A 17,222-nucleotide genomic window follows, 5' to 3' on the forward strand; every position below is an offset into this window, starting at 1 on the left:
CGTGCGACCGTTCGGGGCGGAAACGATCGTTGGAAGAACGATCGGAAGGAAGTCGTTCGGAGTGGGGATCGTCCGCTCGTGCCCGGACCCCGCGGCACCGGGCACGAGCGGACTGGCCGGCGGTCGACTGGCGATCAGCTGTCCAACAGCCGGCCGTTGGTGGCCGTAGTGGCCGATCGTCGGCAGTTCGCCGGCGGTCGGCGCGTGGTCAGTTGGCGTAGTGGACGTCGGGCCAGGGTGGGGTGGTCATGCCGTTGCCGATGTGGAAGCTCGGGTGTGGTGGCTGGTTGTAGGCCGTGTTCTGCCAGGCGATCGCCACCCGGTACATCGGGTCGTGCATGAGGGTCGGGATGCGGCGGTCGGTCTGGTGGGGTGTCGCGTAGATGCGCAGTGCCCTGTTGTCCAACGTCGGCCAGACGACCTCCTCCCGCCAGTCGCCGAACAGGTCGGCGCTGAGCGACGGCGTGGACTTGGTGCCGTTGTTGGAGTGCACGTCCGCGCCCGTCAGCAGGCGGGTGTCGCCGGACGTGCCGTACTTGTCGACGTGCGTGCCGTCCAGCAACTCCCGCGTCGGATCACCGTCCCACCACAGCAGGAAGTTCGCCGAGGACGGCTTTCGGCCAATGGTCTGGCCCCGCGTGTTGCGCATCTGGCTGTCCGCGCTGGACCACGACTCCGCACCGGGGCTGCCGGCGTACACATCACCGGACACACCACGACCGTTGTCCCCGGAGGCCGGGGTCTGCCACAGGACCTGGCCGGTGCGGGCGTCGGCGAACCACGACGCGGGCTGGTTGCTGCTCTCCGACACCTTGTAGTACTCCAAGCCCGGCCGGGACGGGTCGAGGTCGCCCAGGTGGGCGGCGTCGCCGTGGCCGAACCTCGTGTTCCACAGGCCGCGGCCGGTGTCGTCGATGACCGCGGCGCCGTAGACGATCTCGTCGCGACCGTCGGCGTCGACGTCGCCGATGGTCAGGGAGTGGTTGCCCTGGCCCGCGTACGTGCTGTTGCCGGTGGCGTTGGAGTCGAACGTCCAGCGCTTGACCAGCTGGCCGTTGCGGAAGTCCCACGCGGCGATCACCGAACGGGTGTAGTAGCCGCGCGCCATGATCAGCGACGGGCGGGCGCCGTCCAGGTACGCCGTGCCGGCCAGGAAGCGGTCCACGCGGTTGCCGTAGCTGTCGCCCCACGACGACACCGTGCCGCGCGGCGGGTCGTAGTTCACCGTGGACAGCGCGGCGCCGGTCTGGCCGCTGAACATGGTCAGGAACTCCGGTCCGGACAGGACGTACCCCTCGGCGTTGCGGTAGTCCGCGGAGGCGTTGCCGATGACGGTGCCCCGGCCGTCGCGTGTGCCGTCGGCGGTCTTCATCGCGATCTCGGCGCGGCCGTCGCCGTCGTAGTCGTAGACCTGGAACTGGGTGTAGTGCGCGCCGGAGCGGATGTTGCGGCCGAGGTCGATGCGCCACAACCGGGTGCCGTCGAGGCGGACCGCGTCGATGTAGGTGTTGCCCGTGACGCCGGCCTGCGAGTTGTCCTTGGCGTTGTCGGGGTACCACTTGACGAACAGCTCGTACTTGCCGTCGCCGTCGACGTCGCCCACGCTCGCGTCGTTGGCGCTGTACCCGCTGGCCGGCGCCTGGATCGGGACGTCCAGGTAGCCGCTCGCGAACGACAGGGACGCCGGGGAGTCGGGCTGCTCGACCCCGCCGACCACGGCCCGCACGGTGTAGGAAGCGCCACTGGGACCGCCGGCGTCGAGGTAGTTGGTGGACGCCGTGATGGGCGAGGAGTTCAGCTTCGTGCCGGACCGGTAGACGTTGAAGCCGACATCGCGCGGGTCGCCCGCGAGCAGCCGCCAGCTGACCAGGTTGCCGCTGCCCGACCGCACGCTCACCACCCCGCGGTCCAGCCGCTCGACCTGCTTGCGCCCAGTCGGGTCACCCGGAACCGGGTTCGTACTAGTCGTGGTCGTAGTCGTGGTGGTGGTCGTCGTCGGGTTGACACCTCCGGTGCACGTGGTGCCGTTGAGCGTGAACGACGCGGGTATGCCGACTTCGTCACCGCTCATCGTGCCGTTGAACCCGAAGGACGCCGTGCCACCGGTCGGGATGACCCGATTGAAGTCCACATTGGACGCCGTGACGCTCGCGCCGGACGTCGTGAACACCGCGTTCCAACCCTGGCCGTAGCGTTCGGTACCGGGGAAGGTCCACGCCAGGCGCCACCCGTCGACCGGGTCGCCGAGGTTGGTGATGGTGACGTTGGCGGAGAACCCGCCCTGCCACTTGTTCTGCACGACGTAGTCGACCCCGCAGCCCGGAGCGGCCGAAGCCACCCCGGCGACCACGAGGCCACCCGTCAGCGCGCTGATCGCCGTAGCGGCGGCGACCACCCGCACTCGGTTGGTGGAGAGCACCGTTGCTCCTTCACTCGCCGGATCTCTGGGAGCGCTCCCAGTCACGTACCGAGCCATCAGAGCAGCCCCGCGCGACCGAGGTCAAGGTCCGAACCGGTGCACGGACCACCACGGCGCACGTCACTCTCGGTAAACGCTTTCCGCAGGTCACCCGTCGACAGGCACAGGATCGGACGCGGCGGTCGTCACTCCGGTCCGGCCTGGGAGAGCTTGGTGCGCACCATCTCGGCCTCCGTGTGGCCCAGTTCGTCGAAGAGGGTGACGGCCCGGGTCCAGCAGTCGCGGGCGGCGCCGTGGTCGCCGAGGGCCGCATGGGTGTCGCCGAGGCCGTTGAGGGTGCAGGCTTCGTCGAAGCGGTCGCCGAGGGCGAGGGTCTGTTGCAGGGCGAGCGCCTGGTGGTAGTGCTCGACGGCCTCGACGTGGTGCCCCGCCAGGTGGTGGGCGCGGCCGAGGCTGTCGAGCACGCGGGCGATGCCGACGCCGTGGTCCAACTCGCGGTAGATCTCCAGGCTCCGGTGGAAGTGGGCGATCGCGGAGTCGGTGTCGTCGAGGTGGGTTCGCGCCCAGCCGAGTTGGTTGAGGGCCGGCCCCTCCCCCGCCCGATGCCCTTCGGCGCGGTAGATGTCCAGGGCTCGGCGGGCGTGGTCGGCGGCCTCGCCGTACCTGTGCTGGTCCACGCACACCCAACCGGCGGTGAGCAGGGTGCCCGCGAGCGCGAGTGGTTCACCGGCCTCGCTGTGCGCCAGCAGCGCCCGTTCCAAGTGGATCTCGGCTTCGACGGGGTTGCCGAGCACGGCGAGGCCCCGCGCCAGGTCCCGGTGGGCGCGCGCTTGGGCCTGCCGGTCGCCGAGGTGTTCGGCGGCGGCGAGAGCGGTGCGCTGGGTGCGGATCCAGGTGTGCCAGTGGCCGCCGCGTTTGAGGAACGCGGCGAGGGCCTGCGGCAGTCGGGAGGCGTGGGTGTGCAGACCGAGCACGGCGGCGCGGTCGGACGCGGCGACCACGTTGTGGTGCTCGGCGAGGAACCAGCCGCTCGCCTGCCGCTGGTCCTCGACCGGGGTCACCGTGACGTCGGTGGGCACCGGGTCCGCGTGGGGGGAGGTCCGGTGCCGGAGGAGGTGCCGCTGGGCGGCGAGAGCGGTGTGCAGGTAGTGGTCCAGCAGCCTGCGCAGCGCCGCATCGCACTCGTGCGGCGCGTCCAGGGCCAGGCGTTCGGCGGCGTAGGCCCGCAGCAGGTCGTGGAGGCGCAACCGGTTCGGGGCGGGGGTGTCGACCAGGTGGGCGCGCGCGAGTTCGGCCAGCACCGGCCGCACCGCGGCGGGGGTGGTTCCCGCCAGGGACGCCGCGGCGTCGGTGCCGATGTCGGCGCCGGGAACCTGGGAGAGCAGGCGGAACAGGCGCGCGGCGGGTGGGGTGAGGGCGTGGTAGGACCACGAGAACACGTTCCTGAGGTTGACGTCGGGCTCCCCCGCGTCGAAGGCGTCGAGCCCGCCGTCCGCGGTGAGTTCGTCGAGCAGGCTGCGCAGGGACGCCTCCGGTCGAGTGGCGGCACGTGCGATCGCGATGACCAGGGCCAGGGGCAACCGGGCGCACCTCTCGACCAGCTCGTGGGCCGCGCGGGGGTCGGTGTCGACCCGATCCGACCCGAGCCGGGCCGTCGCCAGGGCCAGCGCTTCCTCCGTGCCGAGCGCGCCCAGGGCGACCAGCTTCCCGGCTTCCCGGGCGAGCAGCCCGGTGAGACGCGTGCGGCTGGTGATCAGGACGAGGGGACCGCGGCTACCCGGCAGCAGTGGCCGCACCTGCTCGGTGTCGCGCGCGTTGTCCAGGAACAGCAGCACCCTGCGGTCGGCGAGCAGGCTGCGGTAGAGGCCGACCCGCGCGTCCAGGCCGGCCGGTACGCGGTCGGCGGGAACCCGCAGCGCCTGCAACAGGTCGTGGAGTGCGTCCTCCGGTCGGGTCGGTCTGCTGCTCAGGCTGAACCCGCGCAGGTCCACGTGGAGCTGCCCGTCCGGGAAGTGGGGCGCGACGCGATGGGCCCAATGCGTGACCAGCGCCGTCTTGCCCACGCCCGCCGTGCCGTCGACCAGTGCCACCGCCGCGGTGGCCCCCGGTTCCACCAGGGCCGACAGCGCCGCCAGTTCCCGCTGCCGCCCGACGAAGTGGGGGACGTCCGGTGGCAGTTGCCGCGGCACCGGCGACTGGTCCCGGCCACGACCTGCGGTTCGCGTTTCCGCGGTGGTCGGGCCGGGTAGGTCCAACGCCGGATCGGCGTTGAGGATGGCCCGTTCCAGTCGCTGCAAGGCCGCGCCGGGTTCCAGGCCCAACTCGGCGGCCAGCAGGTGGCGGGTGTCGCGGTAGACCTGCAAGGCGTCGGCCTGCCTGCCCGCGCGGTAGAGCGCCAGCATCAACTGGCCGCGAAGCCGCTCGCGCAAGGGGTGTTCGGCTACGGAGCGGGACAGTTCGGCGACCAGGCCGCCGTGGCGGCCCAGCGCCAGATCCGCCTCCGCCCGCGCCTCCAGGGCGAGCTGCCTGCGCTCCCGCAGGCGGTCCGCCTCCTCGCGCAGCACGGGGAGGTCCGCCACGTCGGCGTACGGGTCGCCCCGCCACAGCGCCAGCGCCTGCCGGAGCAGGTCGCTCCCGGTCTGCGGGTCACCCGCCGCACGGCCCCGCTCGACCAGGGCGTCGAACCGGTCGGCGTCGACCTCCCCGGGCCGGACGAGCAAGGCGTAGCCCGGAGGCCGGCGGACGATGCGTTGTCGATCTCCCAAAGCCCGACGCAGCTGGGACAAGTAGAGGCGCAGGTTCTCGGGAGCGGTGCGCGGCGGCTTGCTCCCCCACAGGGCGTCGATCAGCCGATCGGTGGATACAGGCGTTCCGGCCCGGCAGAGCAGCACGGCCAAAAGCGCCCGCTGTTTGACGCCTCTGAGTTCCACCGACCGGTGGAACACAGTGACGGACAACGGCCCCAAGACACCGAATTGCATGCCCCACGCCCCGCTCGTCGGCACCACCGCCACGTTGCCGGATGCTCGGAATATACCAGCGCAATGCGCCGGCCATGCAGAACAAGCTCATCCTCGTTGCCGAACGACGAGTACAGCGCAAGAAATTACTCGACCATCCGATTGGAAAATGCAATGGTGAGCATAAAGGCGTGGCACGGAAAAACCCACGGCGAACACGTACAACTGCGTGACGACGCGGTCAACAACGGCTACTGCTTCCTCTCCCTGAGCATTCACGGCACGGTGAACGCACCTCGCTACACGACGGTGATGATCAAACGGCCTTCGGCCGTCGTGCAGCGGGACTGGCCGCTGATGACCGCGGCCGAGTTCCAGACCACCTTCGAGGACCAGGCCAAGAAGGGATTCGGACCGATCATCGTCTCCGCGACCGGCACCGCGGCCGATCCGCGCTTCGCGGCCGTCTTCGAGGCGCAAAACCCGATCCCGCTGACCCGACACCTGCTCCACCACGGTGCGGACGACAACTTGAAGACCATCCAGGGCATGAACAAGAAGGCTCGGGCCGACGGCTTGGTCCTGCGGTGGGCGTCTGTGTACGGCACCGCCGCGGAGCCGAAGTACGCCGCGATCTGGACACCCAACACCGGCAAGGTCGTGTGGAACGCGGACGGCGTGTTGGACACCGCGTCGGAGTACCAGGCGCGGTACGACGCCCAGGTGTCCGGCTGGTGCCGCCCGTCCCACGTCGCGCTCAACGCGGGGCAGCGCTACCTGTCGGTGTTCGTGCACAACGAGGTGGGGCCGTGGAAGGCCCGTCACGGCATGACCGAAGCGGAGTACCAGGACGAGTTCGACACGCTGAAGGAGAAGGGCTACTTCCCCACCTGCGTCCAGGGTGGCGGCAGCGGGCCGGCCACCAGGTACGCGGCGCTGTTCGCGAAGCAGGAGGCCCCGGTCGCCGAGCAGTTCAACGCCACCGGTCCCGTGGCGAACCCCGTCATCGACGACGTCATCCACCAGGCGATGAAGAACTCCCCCGTCTGGAACGCGTCGCTGGCGATCGTGCACGCCGGGCGGCTGGTCTACGCCCGCGGCTACTCCTGGGGCGAGGCGGATTGGCCGGTGTGCCAACCGACGACGCGCTTCCGAACCGCGAGCGTCTCCAAGACGGTGACCGCCCTCGCCGTCTACCAGTTGATCCAGGAGGGGAAGCTCGCTCTCACCGACAAGGTGCAGGACATCCTCCACCTGACGTCTCCCGGTGGCGGCGCGCCCAAGGACGCGCGCTTCGCGACCATCACGATCCGGCACCTGCTGGAGAACACCAGCGGGCTCAACGCCAACGCCTACCGCGACGAGGTGGCCATCCGCAACGCCTTCAAAGCGGCCGTGCCCGGCGGCAACTGGACCCTCCCGGTGACCGAGGCGATGTGCGACGCCTACATCGCCTCACTCGACATGAGCCCGATGGACCCCGGCACGGCGATGGCCTACAACAACTGCGGGTACTACCTGCTCGGCCGCGTCGTGGCCAAGAAGCGCGGCGTGACCCGGCCGATCGACGCCTACCAGGCGCACCTGTTCGACCCGTTGAGCATCCACCGCATCCGGCGAACCCCGTCGTCGATCAAGTCGATGCCCCTGGACGAAGCCCGTTACCGGTCCCAGGACATCCCGGTGCGGGCGAGCGTCATGTCGGACACCAGGCCGCTGGTGCCCCTCGGCTACGGCGACGAGCACCTGGAGCGGCAGGAGGGCTCCGGCGGCCTGTCCGCGGCGACGACGGACCTGGCCCGTCTGGTCGCGGTGCTGGTGCGCCAAGCCGACAGCCCTGGGATCAAGCGGTCCACTGTCAGCATGATGCTCGGCAACGCCGTCCAGACGGCCACCACGTGGCAGGGCAAGACCACCGATCTTCGCGCGGGTCACGGGTGGGACGCCGCAGCCGCCCAGCCGAACAGCCGCTTCTACGGGCAGAAGGGAGGATTGCTCAGCACCTCGGGCAACGTGCTCCAGATCAACGGGGACTGGGGGTTGGTGATGTGCTGGGGCGGCATCCCCACCGCCGCCGCGGGGTGGTACCCGGACTACCCCGACGTGATGACCGCCGCCCAGAACTCCCTGGCGAACGCGGACGACCTGTTCCCGCAGTTCGGCATGCCCAGCATGTGACGCCCGGTTCCGGAGTGCCCGCACCGACGGGTCACGCCCGGCCGTCGTGCTACGGTTCCGGCGGCCGTGCGAGAGATCGAGGAGGTGGTACCCGTGAACGAATCGACAAGGGTGCTCCTCATCGAGGTCACGGTCGGGCGGTAGGTCGTCCGGGAGCGCCGTTTCGCGAGCACTCCCCGAAAGGCACGACCGTGCGCTTCACCTCCGAGCAGCGTCTCGACGACGGCGTCCTCGAACGCCGGTTCACCCTCGGCGAGGTCCCCGGCATCCTGTGGACCCCCTCCCCCGCACCGGCCCCGCTGATCCTGCTGGGACACCCCGGCGGGTTGGACGGGATGTACCCGCGCCTGGCGGCCCGCGCCCGGCACTCCGCCGCCGCGGGCCACGCCTGCGCCACCATCGAACTCCCCGGAGCCGGCGACCGCCCCCGAACCCCGGCCGTCGACGAGGCCCGCGCCGACCTCCAGCGGGCACTGGCGGCGGGCGAGCCCGTCGGCGACGACGTCGTGGACCGGCTCGTCCTGCCCCTCGTCGACCGGGCGGTCCCGGAGTGGCAGGCGGCCCTGGACGCACTGCTGGCGCTGCCCGGGATCAGCGGCCCGGTCGGGTTTTCGGGCGGGGTGATCGCGATCGCCACGCGGCTGGCGGCGGTCGACCCGCGCATCTCGGCCGCCGTCCTGTTCGCCGGGAGCTACGTGCCCCGCCAGACGGTCGAGGAGGCCCGGCGGGTCACCATCCCACTGCTGGTCCTGCTCCAGTGGGACGACGAAGGGAACGACCGGCAGCAGGCCCTGGACCTGTTCGACGCCTTCGGTTCGCGGGAGAAGACGTTGCACGCCAACACGGGCGGGCACACCGGCGTTCCGAGCTTCGAAGGGGACGACGCGGTCCGGTTCTTCGCCCGGCACCTGAAGTGAGCCTCGCTCAGTCGGTGAGCCTGCCGACGATCTCGGTGTGCACCGCCCTGAGCGGCAGCGGCGCGACGGGCCACATGTAGGCGTTCCGCAGTGCTTCGACCTCGGCCGGGCCGACCTGGTCGTAGGCTTCCGCGCCGAGTCGTTCCTTCAGACCGTCGAGCAGTTCGCCGAGGAGCCAGGCGTCCCGTCCCGTGTGGTTCGTGCCCATGCGCAACACCGCCGCCACCCCGACCTCCGAGAACCACTTCGGGTCCGACAGGCGCGGAACCGTCACCAGGAGTTCGGGGTGGGCCAGGACCGCCGAGGCCAGGGCGAAACCGCATGGCCGGCGCAGGCCCGCGTGACCCAGGAGGAATTCCACCAGGGCCTGCGCCTGCTCCCGGATGGTGTCCCGCGCCCGCAGCTTGAGCAACATCTCCATCCGCAGGAGCACGTCGTCCAACGCCTCCGGCTCCACGCGCGGAACGTTGGTCAGGAGCAAGGTGTTCAGACCGTCGGACCGGCCGTAGGCCGCGCCGTGCACCAGCCACGACGAGGTGATGTCCCACCAGTTGTCGCCTTCCGTCGCCCAGAACGTGCTGGAGGCGAACGCCTCGCCGAACCGGTGGATGCGTTCCAGCGTCCGGTCTTGCGAGAGGCGTGCTTCCTGCGTGGACGGGTGCAGCCCGACCAGTGGCGCCTCGTGCAGCCGGACGCTTCCGCCGACCGGTTCCAGCAGGGACACGGTGGCGTGCCACGCGCTCGGGGAAAGTCCGGCACGCCACAGCGCCAGCATCGACCGCCATGAGCCGTGGGGGTCGCGGCCGGGGGCGATCCGGTGGATCGGGTGCGCGGACTCCGGGCTCATCGCCAACCGGAGCAGGAGCAGGTTCGCCGAGTAGGCTGCCAGTCGCGCGACCTGGTCGTCGCCGGGCAGGTAGTCCCTGAAGTGCCGGGACGGCGGTCGTACCCGGTGCCGCTCGATCAGCGCGTCCAGGACGGCGAGCACCCGGTCGACCTCCTCCGGGGGCAGCGCCGCCGCCAGTTCGGTGGCGAAGGTCAACGCCGGTCGGAGCTGGGCCAGGGTCTGGTGCGACAGCAGCGCGAAGAGCACGTCGTCCTCCGGGGACTGCATGCCGCGGCGGGGGCTGAACGCCGCCCGCGCGATCTCCGCCAACTCGTCCACCACCCGGCTCGCCACCAGGTACTCCCCGAAGGTCGCGTGCAGGAACTCGTAGTGCTGGTCCGCGTCCGCCGACACCCGCGATTCCGCCGCGTAGACGAAGAAGAACGCGCCCAGGACCCGCTCGCCGGCGTCCAGCGAGTCCCGGTCGCGGGTGAGCGCGCGCAGGTCCTCCTCCAGCTGCCGTGCCGTGATGTCCTGCCTGCCCCGGTTGAACATGCCCAGCGCGGCCGTCGACAACCTCGTGAGGTGGTCGTCCATCGCCGCCCGGACCTCGCCGGGTTCCAGCCGGGTCGGCGACTTCTCGGCTTCCCGCTCGGCGAAGTGCTCCAGCAGGCGGTGGTACAGCTCGGCGGACGACAGCCGGGCGTCGAGCATGGTGATCCCGGGGTTGGAGACGTAGAGGGCCATCATCATCAACAACAGCGGCTGAGCGGTCAGCTCGCGCTGGTGCAGGGCGACGTCCAGCGGGAACTCCCTGGTGGTGCCCCCGGCGACGCCGGCGGCGTTGGCGCTGTGCCACGCGGTGAGCCACGACTCGATCCGCCCGTCGTCGAAGTCGTCCAGCTTGATCATCGTCGTGCCGCCGGCGATGCCGACCCGGTCGCAGGCCAGGGTCCGGCTGGTGACCACGACGGTGACCGGGTGACCCTGTTCCGCCTCCCGCCGCTGGAACTCCGCCACCGCGTCGAGGTAGCCGTACAAGCGGGTGTGGGTTTGCTGGAGCAGCTCGTCGAGGCCGTCGAGGATGACCACGCGGACGGTCTCGGCGCTCTGGTCCACCAGGTCCGACCACGCGACGCGGTCGTTGGTGACCAGGTTCAGCGCCTGCTGCACCTGGGTGAGCACCGAGCTGTGCCCGTCCACCCGGCGCAGCGGGACGCGGACGACGGTGTAGCCGCTCGCGGGCAGCCGGCCGGCGAGGACCTTGGTCAACAGGCTCTTCCCGGCGCCGGGGTGCCCGAGCAGCAGCAGGGGGCCGGTCGCCGCCTCGGTCGAGCTGAGGTGCGCGATCAACCGGATGTGCAGGTCGTCGTGCTGCTCCTGTGCGCTCCACCACTTGTCGTCGGCGGGTTGGGACTCGTCGCCGGCGACCGCGAACCGGTAGCGAGGCGTGATGAACGCCTGCTCGATGGTCGGGATCACCAGGTGCTTGCCGTAGCGGGCGCCGGTGGACTTGGGCAGGATCGGCTCGTCCAGCACCGCGCGGTTGGCGCGGGCGACCCGGTCGCGCAGGTCGGCGGTGCGGACCTGGCGGGCGTCGACGAAGTCCGACAGGACCCGCTCCAGCCGGGACATCGCCGAGTCCGGCCCGGCGAGCAGCTCACCGCGCAGGCTGCGCACCTCGGCCCGGGTGGCCGCGGACTCGGTGACCGCGGCCCATACCCGGAACTCCGGGATCTCCCCCGCCAGCGCCAGGTAGTGCGAGTGGTAGCGCTCCAGCGCCTTCTGCGGCACCTCGGCGAGCCGTCTCGCCACCCGCGGTTCCCACGGACGCGCCAGGTGCCCGAACGACCGGATCACATCGCGGTGCAACCGGTGTTGCCACGCCTGCACGTCGTCGAGGTTCTCCAGGAAACCCCGCTGCGCGCCGGGCTTCGGGACGTCCCGCGTGTAGAGGAAGGCCAAGCCGCCCAACGCCGCGTTGGCCTTGTCCTCCTCGGAAAGCTCCAGCAACTCGTAGTCGTCGCCCAAGGCCTCGCGCAACGCCTCGAAGTACGCCGACACCACCAGCACGGTGTGCGCGGCGGTCATCTGCTCGACACGCTCCGAGTGCGCGACCGCCCGCCGCCGCCCCGGTAATGCCGTGAGGGCTTGGGACACCAGCCGGATGGCTTCGTTCTTCTGGTCGACCCACCCCCACAGCGCGGTGAACACGACCACCGGCGCGGCCAGCGGGTTGCCCAGCAGCGCCACGACCCCGGCACCCAGGATGGCTCCGCCCAGCAGGGCGTCGACCCGCTTGATCCACTTCTCGTCGTGCTTGCCGAGCAGGCGGAGCGCACCCTCGTAGGTGAGGACCTTGTCCGAAGCCATGTGCCGTTCTACCGCACGATGACGATCACCCTTGCCGCAATCCTGCGGGTGCGGCTGTGCGAGCTCGGGCGACTTCGGCTCGGCGTCAGCCGGTCGTCGGCACGTCTTCGAGTGCCCAGCGGATGTACCGGGTCTTCGGTGTGAAGCCCGCTCGTTCGAAGAGGCCGAACGACCCGGAGGGGTTCGCCGCGTCCACGTTCAGGCTGGCGCGGTGGTAACCCTGGGTGGCGGCGGTGTGCAGGGCGTGGCCGAGCAGTGCGCTCGCGGCGCCTCGGCCGCGGTACTCGCGCGCTGTTCCGATGACCATGAAGTGTGCGTCGCGGATGCCGGTCGCGGCTGTGTCGGCTTCCCAGTGCATGGTCGCCAGCAGGCTCACCGGGGTGCCGGTGGACGCGTCGCGGAGCAGGAAACTGGTCTGTGACTGGAACGTCTGGTTGGTGATCTTGTTCCGCCAGGCGTCCAAGGGCCACGGGACGGCGCCCCAGTAGTCGCGGTAGGAATCGTTGCGGACCAGGAGGAAGTCCTCCTCGTTGGCGGTCGTCCACGGCTCGATGCGCAGCCCATCCGGGATGGTCGCGGCGGGGACGGCGTCGCCGAGCGGGTGTTCCATGCGCTGGAAGTAGCGGACGGGGGTGAAGCCCTGGGAGCGCAGGAGTTCCGGCACGCCCGCGATGTGCTCTTCCTTGTGGACGTCGACGGCGAGTCGCAGCGTCGGGTGGTGCACCGCGTGCACCGCCTTCGCCGCCGCCACGCCCGCCTCGACCAGCGCGGTGCCGATCCCCCGGCGGCGGTGGTCGGGGTGGACGCCGCCGTCCAGGAAGACGCGGTGGACCTCCTGGGCGGACGGCTTGTGGCGGACCTTCATGAAGCCGACCATCACGTCCCCGTCGAAGGCGGCGAGGCTCGCGCGCTCCAGGTCCGCGTACGGGTCGACCAGCTCGGTGTGGGTGTCCTCCTCGGTGTAGTTCTCGCCGATCCGGTCGACGGTCTCGATGGCGTTGAGGAGGTCGGCCGCGGCCTTGGCGTCGCCGGTGTTCAGCGGTCGCCAGGTCAGGGCGGTGGAGCTTGAGCGCATGCGGGCGACCGTAGCGGCGGCGGGTGCGGCTGTCGCTCGGGTTTTCCTCCCGGGCCCACGGGGTCGGCAGCGGGCTCAAGCGGTCGGCGGCGGGTCGTCGTCGGTGCGGGTCACCGCGCGGAGGAGCTCGGTGGCCGCGCGGTGGGCCTTCCCCTCGGGCACGACCTCCAGCAGCGCGACGAGCTTGAGCAGCCGGTAGCGGTCGAACGCGGTGAAGAACGCGGCCAGGTTGGGGTTCCACTGGCTGTTCAGGCGGACCAGCACCTCGCTGCCGTCGACGTCGAGCAGCTCCGGCCGGCCGTCGTGCTCCTCCACCGTCCAGCACGGCAACGACCCGACCAGCCGCCGGAACCGCTCGACCATCTCCTCGTACTCGCGCCGCTCCCGCCACTCCACGGCCGTTCTCCTCCGCTAGCCGGCGCTCCCGTGTGGAGCGTCCCGCGGCGGCCGGGGAGAACCACCATCCCCATTACTCGAACACGTGTTCGATTCCCTGTCAAGTCGAATCCCGGGCTCGTCGGGCGGTGCGGTCCGGGAGGCCGCCCAGAGCCGGTAGCGCAGGCGGCGGGCGATCTCGGCGAGGAGTTCGTCGTCGGGGACGGCGGACGGGTCGTGGGGCAGGACGGGTCGTTCTCGGGCCTCCTCCGGGGTCAGGATGTGCATGCCGACCATGACGTCGAGGATGGACACCCCGAACAGCGCGGCGATCGACCGCGCGGTGTCGATGGTCAGCGACCGGCCCTTGCGCCAGCCCGTGAGGGCGCTGCGCGTGAGGCCGGTGGCCCGGACGAGGTCCCCGGTGGTCAGCCCGCGCTTGGCCAACTCACCTTCGAGGTAGATCCACTGCGGAGGGTGGTTGTCGCTCACGTCGGCGATGCTAGCTGCGCACACCGGACGCGTGGTGTGCGGTACGCGCACAACTTGCGGCCGTACGCAGCTGCCGACGCCAGGCGCGTCCGGCCTACGGCCGCAGATCGTGGTCGTGCAGCCACGCCAGTTGGGTGGCCTGGTTGGAGCCGTGGCCACCGCCGTGGTCGGCGAAGGGCCAGACCGTCATCGTCCGGTCGTCGCCGGCGTAGTGGTTGTACGCCGCGTACACGGTGGAGGGCGGGCAGATCGGGTCCATCAGGCCCACGCTGAACAGCGCCGGCGCGGTGGCCCGCTGAGCGAAGTGGACACCGTCGAAGTAGGACAGCGTCTCGAACGTCGGTTCCACGCGGTGGCGGCTGTGCCAGCGCAGGTACTTCGCCAGCTCGACGTACGGCCCCTCGCCGGCGATCTGCGCGGCGTGCGGGAAGTGGCACAGGAACGGCACGTCCGACAGCACTGCGGCCACGCGGTCCGGAGCCAAGCCGGCGACGGCCAGGGCCAGGCCACCACCCTGGCTGCCGCCCGCGACGATCACCCGCGCTGGGTCCAGACCGGACAGTTCGCCGACCGCGTCCACCGCCCGCACGCAGTCGGTCATCAGGCGCCGGTAGTAGTAGTGCTCCGGGGACTCGATGCCGCGGGTCATGAACCCCTCCGCCCACTGACCCCCGAAGCCGGGATCGGGGTCGGGCGTGTCGTGGCCCTGGCCGCGCGTGTCGACGACGAGCTGCGCGTACCCGGCGGCGGAGAAGAGGAGCTGGTCCGTCGGCAGCCCGCGCCCGCCGCTGTACCCCTGGTAGTGGACGACGACGGGCAGCGGACCCTCCGCGTCGCGGGGTCGCAGCAGCCACGCGGCCACCGGTTCGCCGTTCCAGCCCGGGAAGCGGATGTCGTCCACCTCGACCGTGCGCAGTCGGAACCGGTCGGTCACCCGCTCGACCTTCACCGCTCCCCCGCACGCGCGCGCCTCGGCGAGGGTCCGGGTCCAGAACGAGTCGAAGTCCTGCGGCGCCCGCGAATCCGGGCGGTAGCCGGTGAGGTGGTCGAGAGGGGCGTCCGTCAGCGGCATCCGCGGCTCCTTGGTCGTTGAAGCGCTTCGACCTTCGCACGCACCTCGGAAAGCTGTCAACTCTTGGGGCCGCGCAACGCCTATTGAGAACGGGGACCTTGTCGGATGGCAGCAGCGTGGCTACTCTCGCCCCACTTGTTTAAGCGCTTCGACACACTTCACCGCCGAAGGGTCGGTCTCCGCCATGCACAGGCGCAGCGCATCGATTTCCCCCACGGCCACGTCGCCGCCTCCTCGCGCGCCCGCTCGCCCCTCGACGTTCCCGTTGTCGCACAAGGTAAGGAGTTCCATGTTCGGATTGGGCAGCAAGACCCGAGCGGTCGGGCGCCGGATAGGCGTCGCGGCGGCCGGGTTCGCGACCCTGGCCGCAGGCCTGGTCGTGGGCGCGGGTCAGCCGGCCGCCGCCGCGACCACCGCGTGCAGCGTGTCGTACTCGGTGACCGGCCAGTGGTCAGGCGGCTTCAACGCCGAGGTTGCGGTCAACAACCTCGGCGCCGACGCGATCGACGGCTGGCGGCTGAGCTGGCAGTGGCCGTCCGGTCAGCAGGTCGACCGGGCGTGGAACGCGGCGGTCACGTCGTCCGACGGCCAGGCCACCGCCGCGAACGCCGGGTACAACGCCGCCATCGCCGGGAACGGGACGGTGACGTTCGGCTTCAAGGGTTCGTGGACGGGCTCCAACACCGCGCCGTCGTCGTTCTCCCTCAACGGCGTCGCGTGCGCCGACGCCAAGGCCCCCACCGCCGCGCAGCAGGTCGCGGCGATGCAGCCCGGCTGGAACCTGGGCAACACCCTGGACTCCACGGGCAGCGACGAGACTTCCTGGGGCAACCCGCGCATCACCAAGGCGTTGCTGGACAACATCAAGGCCCAGGGCTTCAAGAGCGTCCGCCTGCCCGTCACGTGGAGCGCCCACACCGGCCCCGCGCCCGACTACGCGATCGAGCAGGCCTACCTCGACCGGGTGAAGGAAGTCGTCAGCTGGGCGTTGCAGGACGACCTCTACGTCATGGTCAACCTGCACCACGACTCGTGGCAGTGGATCAACGCCATGCCGGGCGACCGCGCCGGCGTACTGGCCCGCTACAACGCGCTGTGGACCCAGATCGCCGCCGCGCTCAAGGACTTCGGCCCGAAGCTGGTGCTGGAGAGCGTCAACGAGCCGCAGTTCGCCGGCAGCACCGGCGTCGAGCAGGAAGAGCAGCTCCTGCACGAGCTGAACGCGTCCTTCCGCGACATCGTGCGCGGCTCGGGCGGCGGCAACGCGAACCGGTTGCTGATCCTGCCCACCCTGCACACCAACGGCGGCCAGGACCACCTGGACGCCCTGGCGAACTCCTTCCGCACCTTCAACGACCCCTACCTGGTCGCGACCATCCACAACTACGGCTACTGGCCGTTCAGCGCGAACGTCGCCGGCGGCACCCGCTTCGACGCCACCGTCCAGAAGGACCTGACCGACACCTTCGACCGTGCCTACAACACGTTCGTCGCACGCGGCATCCCGGTCATCGTGGGCGAGTACGGCCTGCTCGGGTTCGACCGGCACACCGGCACCATCGAGCAGGGCGAGAAGCTGAAGTTCTTCGAGTTCTTCGGCTACTACGCACGCGCCAAGAAGCTCACCACCATGCTGTGGGACAACGGCCAGCACTTCAACCGCACCACCTACCAGTGGCGCGACCCGGAACTGTGGGCCCAGATCAAGTCCAGCTGGACCACCCGCTCCGGCACGGCGTACTCGGACCTGGTCTTCTCCACCAAGTCGTCGCCGGTGACGGCCAAGACCCTGACGCTCAACCTGAACGGGACCAAGTTCGTCGGCCTGCGCCAGGGCACCACCGACCTGGTACAGGGCCGTGATTACACGGTCTCCGGCGACCAACTCACCCTGACGGCATCCCTGATGACCAGGCTGAGCGGCGCACGGGAGTACGGCACCAACGCAGTGCTGCACGCCCGGTTCTCGCAGGGCGTGCCGTGGCGGATCAACCTGATCACCTACGACACGCCTGTCCTGTCGAACGCCACCGGCACCACGGCTTCCTTCGCCATCCCGACCAACTTCCGGGGCGACCAACTGGCCACGATGGAAGCCAAGTACGACGACGGCACCAACGCCGGACCGCACGACTGGACGTCGTTCAAGGAGTTCGACGCCACCTTCGCGCCTGACTACGCCAACAGCACGACGGTCATGAAGACGGCGTTCTTCGACGGGGTTCGGGACAGCGCCCGGGTCACGCTGACGTTCCACTACTGGAGCGGGGAGAAGCTGACCTACTACGTCACGAAGTCCGGCACCACGGTCACCGGCACCACCGCCTGACCTGAGCCAGACCTGAGCCAGACCTGATCGACGAGAACCGCCGGAGGCCGTGGGTTGGCCTTCGGCGGTTCTCTACATCGCCGACAATCCGGCACCCGCAAGCCCACGCGCCCCTCCTCGCCCGAAGGGTGCTCCGCGCCGAAGGCGCGAGCCGAAGCGGCTAGCGCCCACGGGAAGGGCCTCGGTTTCTTTCCCCGTCCGGCCTG

At 70.5% G+C, this 17,222-nt stretch carries 10 protein-coding genes; 3 read left to right on the forward strand and 7 right to left on the reverse strand.

Going from position 1 to position 17,222, the window contains the following annotated elements:
• Positions 1-208: 208 nt before the first annotated feature.
• Together WBN91_RS16770 and WBN91_RS16775 are read right to left on the reverse strand one after the other, a co-directional pair.
• Positions 209-2,419, reverse strand: coding sequence for a rhamnogalacturonan lyase family protein (locus tag WBN91_RS16770; RefSeq protein ID WP_337723654.1), 2,211 nt, complete (start codon positions 2,417-2,419; stop codon positions 209-211).
• Positions 2,420-2,604: 185 nt separating this feature from the next.
• A complete protein-coding gene (locus WBN91_RS16775; protein WP_337723655.1) occupies positions 2,605-5,400 on the reverse strand; it encodes an AfsR/SARP family transcriptional regulator in 2,796 nt (931 codons plus the stop codon).
• 153 nt (positions 5,401-5,553) lie between these two features.
• Here WBN91_RS16775 and WBN91_RS16780 point away from each other — a divergent pair, with 153 nt between their 5' ends.
• Positions 5,554-7,557: a serine hydrolase gene (locus WBN91_RS16780; protein WP_337723656.1), complete on the forward strand. Its 2,004-nt coding sequence runs from the start codon at positions 5,554-5,556 to the stop codon at positions 7,555-7,557.
• Positions 7,558-7,748: 191 nt separating this feature from the next.
• Positions 7,749-8,474, forward strand: coding sequence for an alpha/beta hydrolase (locus WBN91_RS16785; protein WP_337723657.1), 726 nt, complete (start codon positions 7,749-7,751; stop codon positions 8,472-8,474).
• 7 nt (positions 8,475-8,481) lie between these two features.
• Here WBN91_RS16785 and WBN91_RS16790 read toward each other — a convergent pair whose 3' ends face one another.
• The 5 genes from WBN91_RS16790 to WBN91_RS16810 all read right to left on the reverse strand — a co-directional run bounded on the left by WBN91_RS16790 (position 8,482) and on the right by WBN91_RS16810 (position 14,687).
• Positions 8,482-11,673 carry an NACHT domain-containing protein gene (locus tag WBN91_RS16790; RefSeq protein ID WP_337723658.1) on the reverse strand — a complete coding sequence of 1,064 codons (3,192 nt, stop codon included), beginning with the start codon at positions 11,671-11,673 and terminating at the stop codon, positions 8,482-8,484.
• A gap of 85 nt (positions 11,674-11,758) precedes the next feature.
• Complete coding sequence (locus tag WBN91_RS16795; protein WP_337723659.1) at positions 11,759-12,748, reverse strand: GNAT family N-acetyltransferase; 990 nt, start codon at positions 12,746-12,748, stop codon at positions 11,759-11,761.
• Positions 12,749-12,823: 75 nt separating this feature from the next.
• Positions 12,824-13,144, reverse strand: coding sequence for a hypothetical protein (locus tag WBN91_RS16800; RefSeq protein ID WP_337723660.1), 321 nt, complete (start codon positions 13,142-13,144; stop codon positions 12,824-12,826).
• Between the two features lie 15 nt (positions 13,145-13,159).
• A complete protein-coding gene (locus WBN91_RS16805) occupies positions 13,160-13,615 on the reverse strand; it encodes a helix-turn-helix domain-containing protein (protein WP_337723661.1) in 456 nt (151 codons plus the stop codon).
• A gap of 94 nt (positions 13,616-13,709) precedes the next feature.
• The gene (locus WBN91_RS16810) at positions 13,710-14,687 is read right to left on the reverse strand and encodes an acetylxylan esterase (RefSeq protein ID WP_337723662.1); all 978 of its coding nucleotides are present in this window, start codon (positions 14,685-14,687) and stop codon (positions 13,710-13,712) included.
• Positions 14,688-14,976: 289 nt separating this feature from the next.
• Between WBN91_RS16810 and WBN91_RS16815 the strand changes: the two genes are divergently transcribed.
• Positions 14,977-17,016, forward strand: coding sequence for a cellulase family glycosylhydrolase (locus WBN91_RS16815; RefSeq protein ID WP_337723663.1), 2,040 nt, complete (start codon positions 14,977-14,979; stop codon positions 17,014-17,016).
• Positions 17,017-17,222 lie beyond the last annotated feature (206 nt).

Source organism: Saccharothrix sp. CCNWYY140 (genome assembly GCF_037401995.1).
Taxonomy (GTDB): Bacteria; Actinomycetota; Actinomycetes; order Mycobacteriales; family Pseudonocardiaceae; genus Actinosynnema.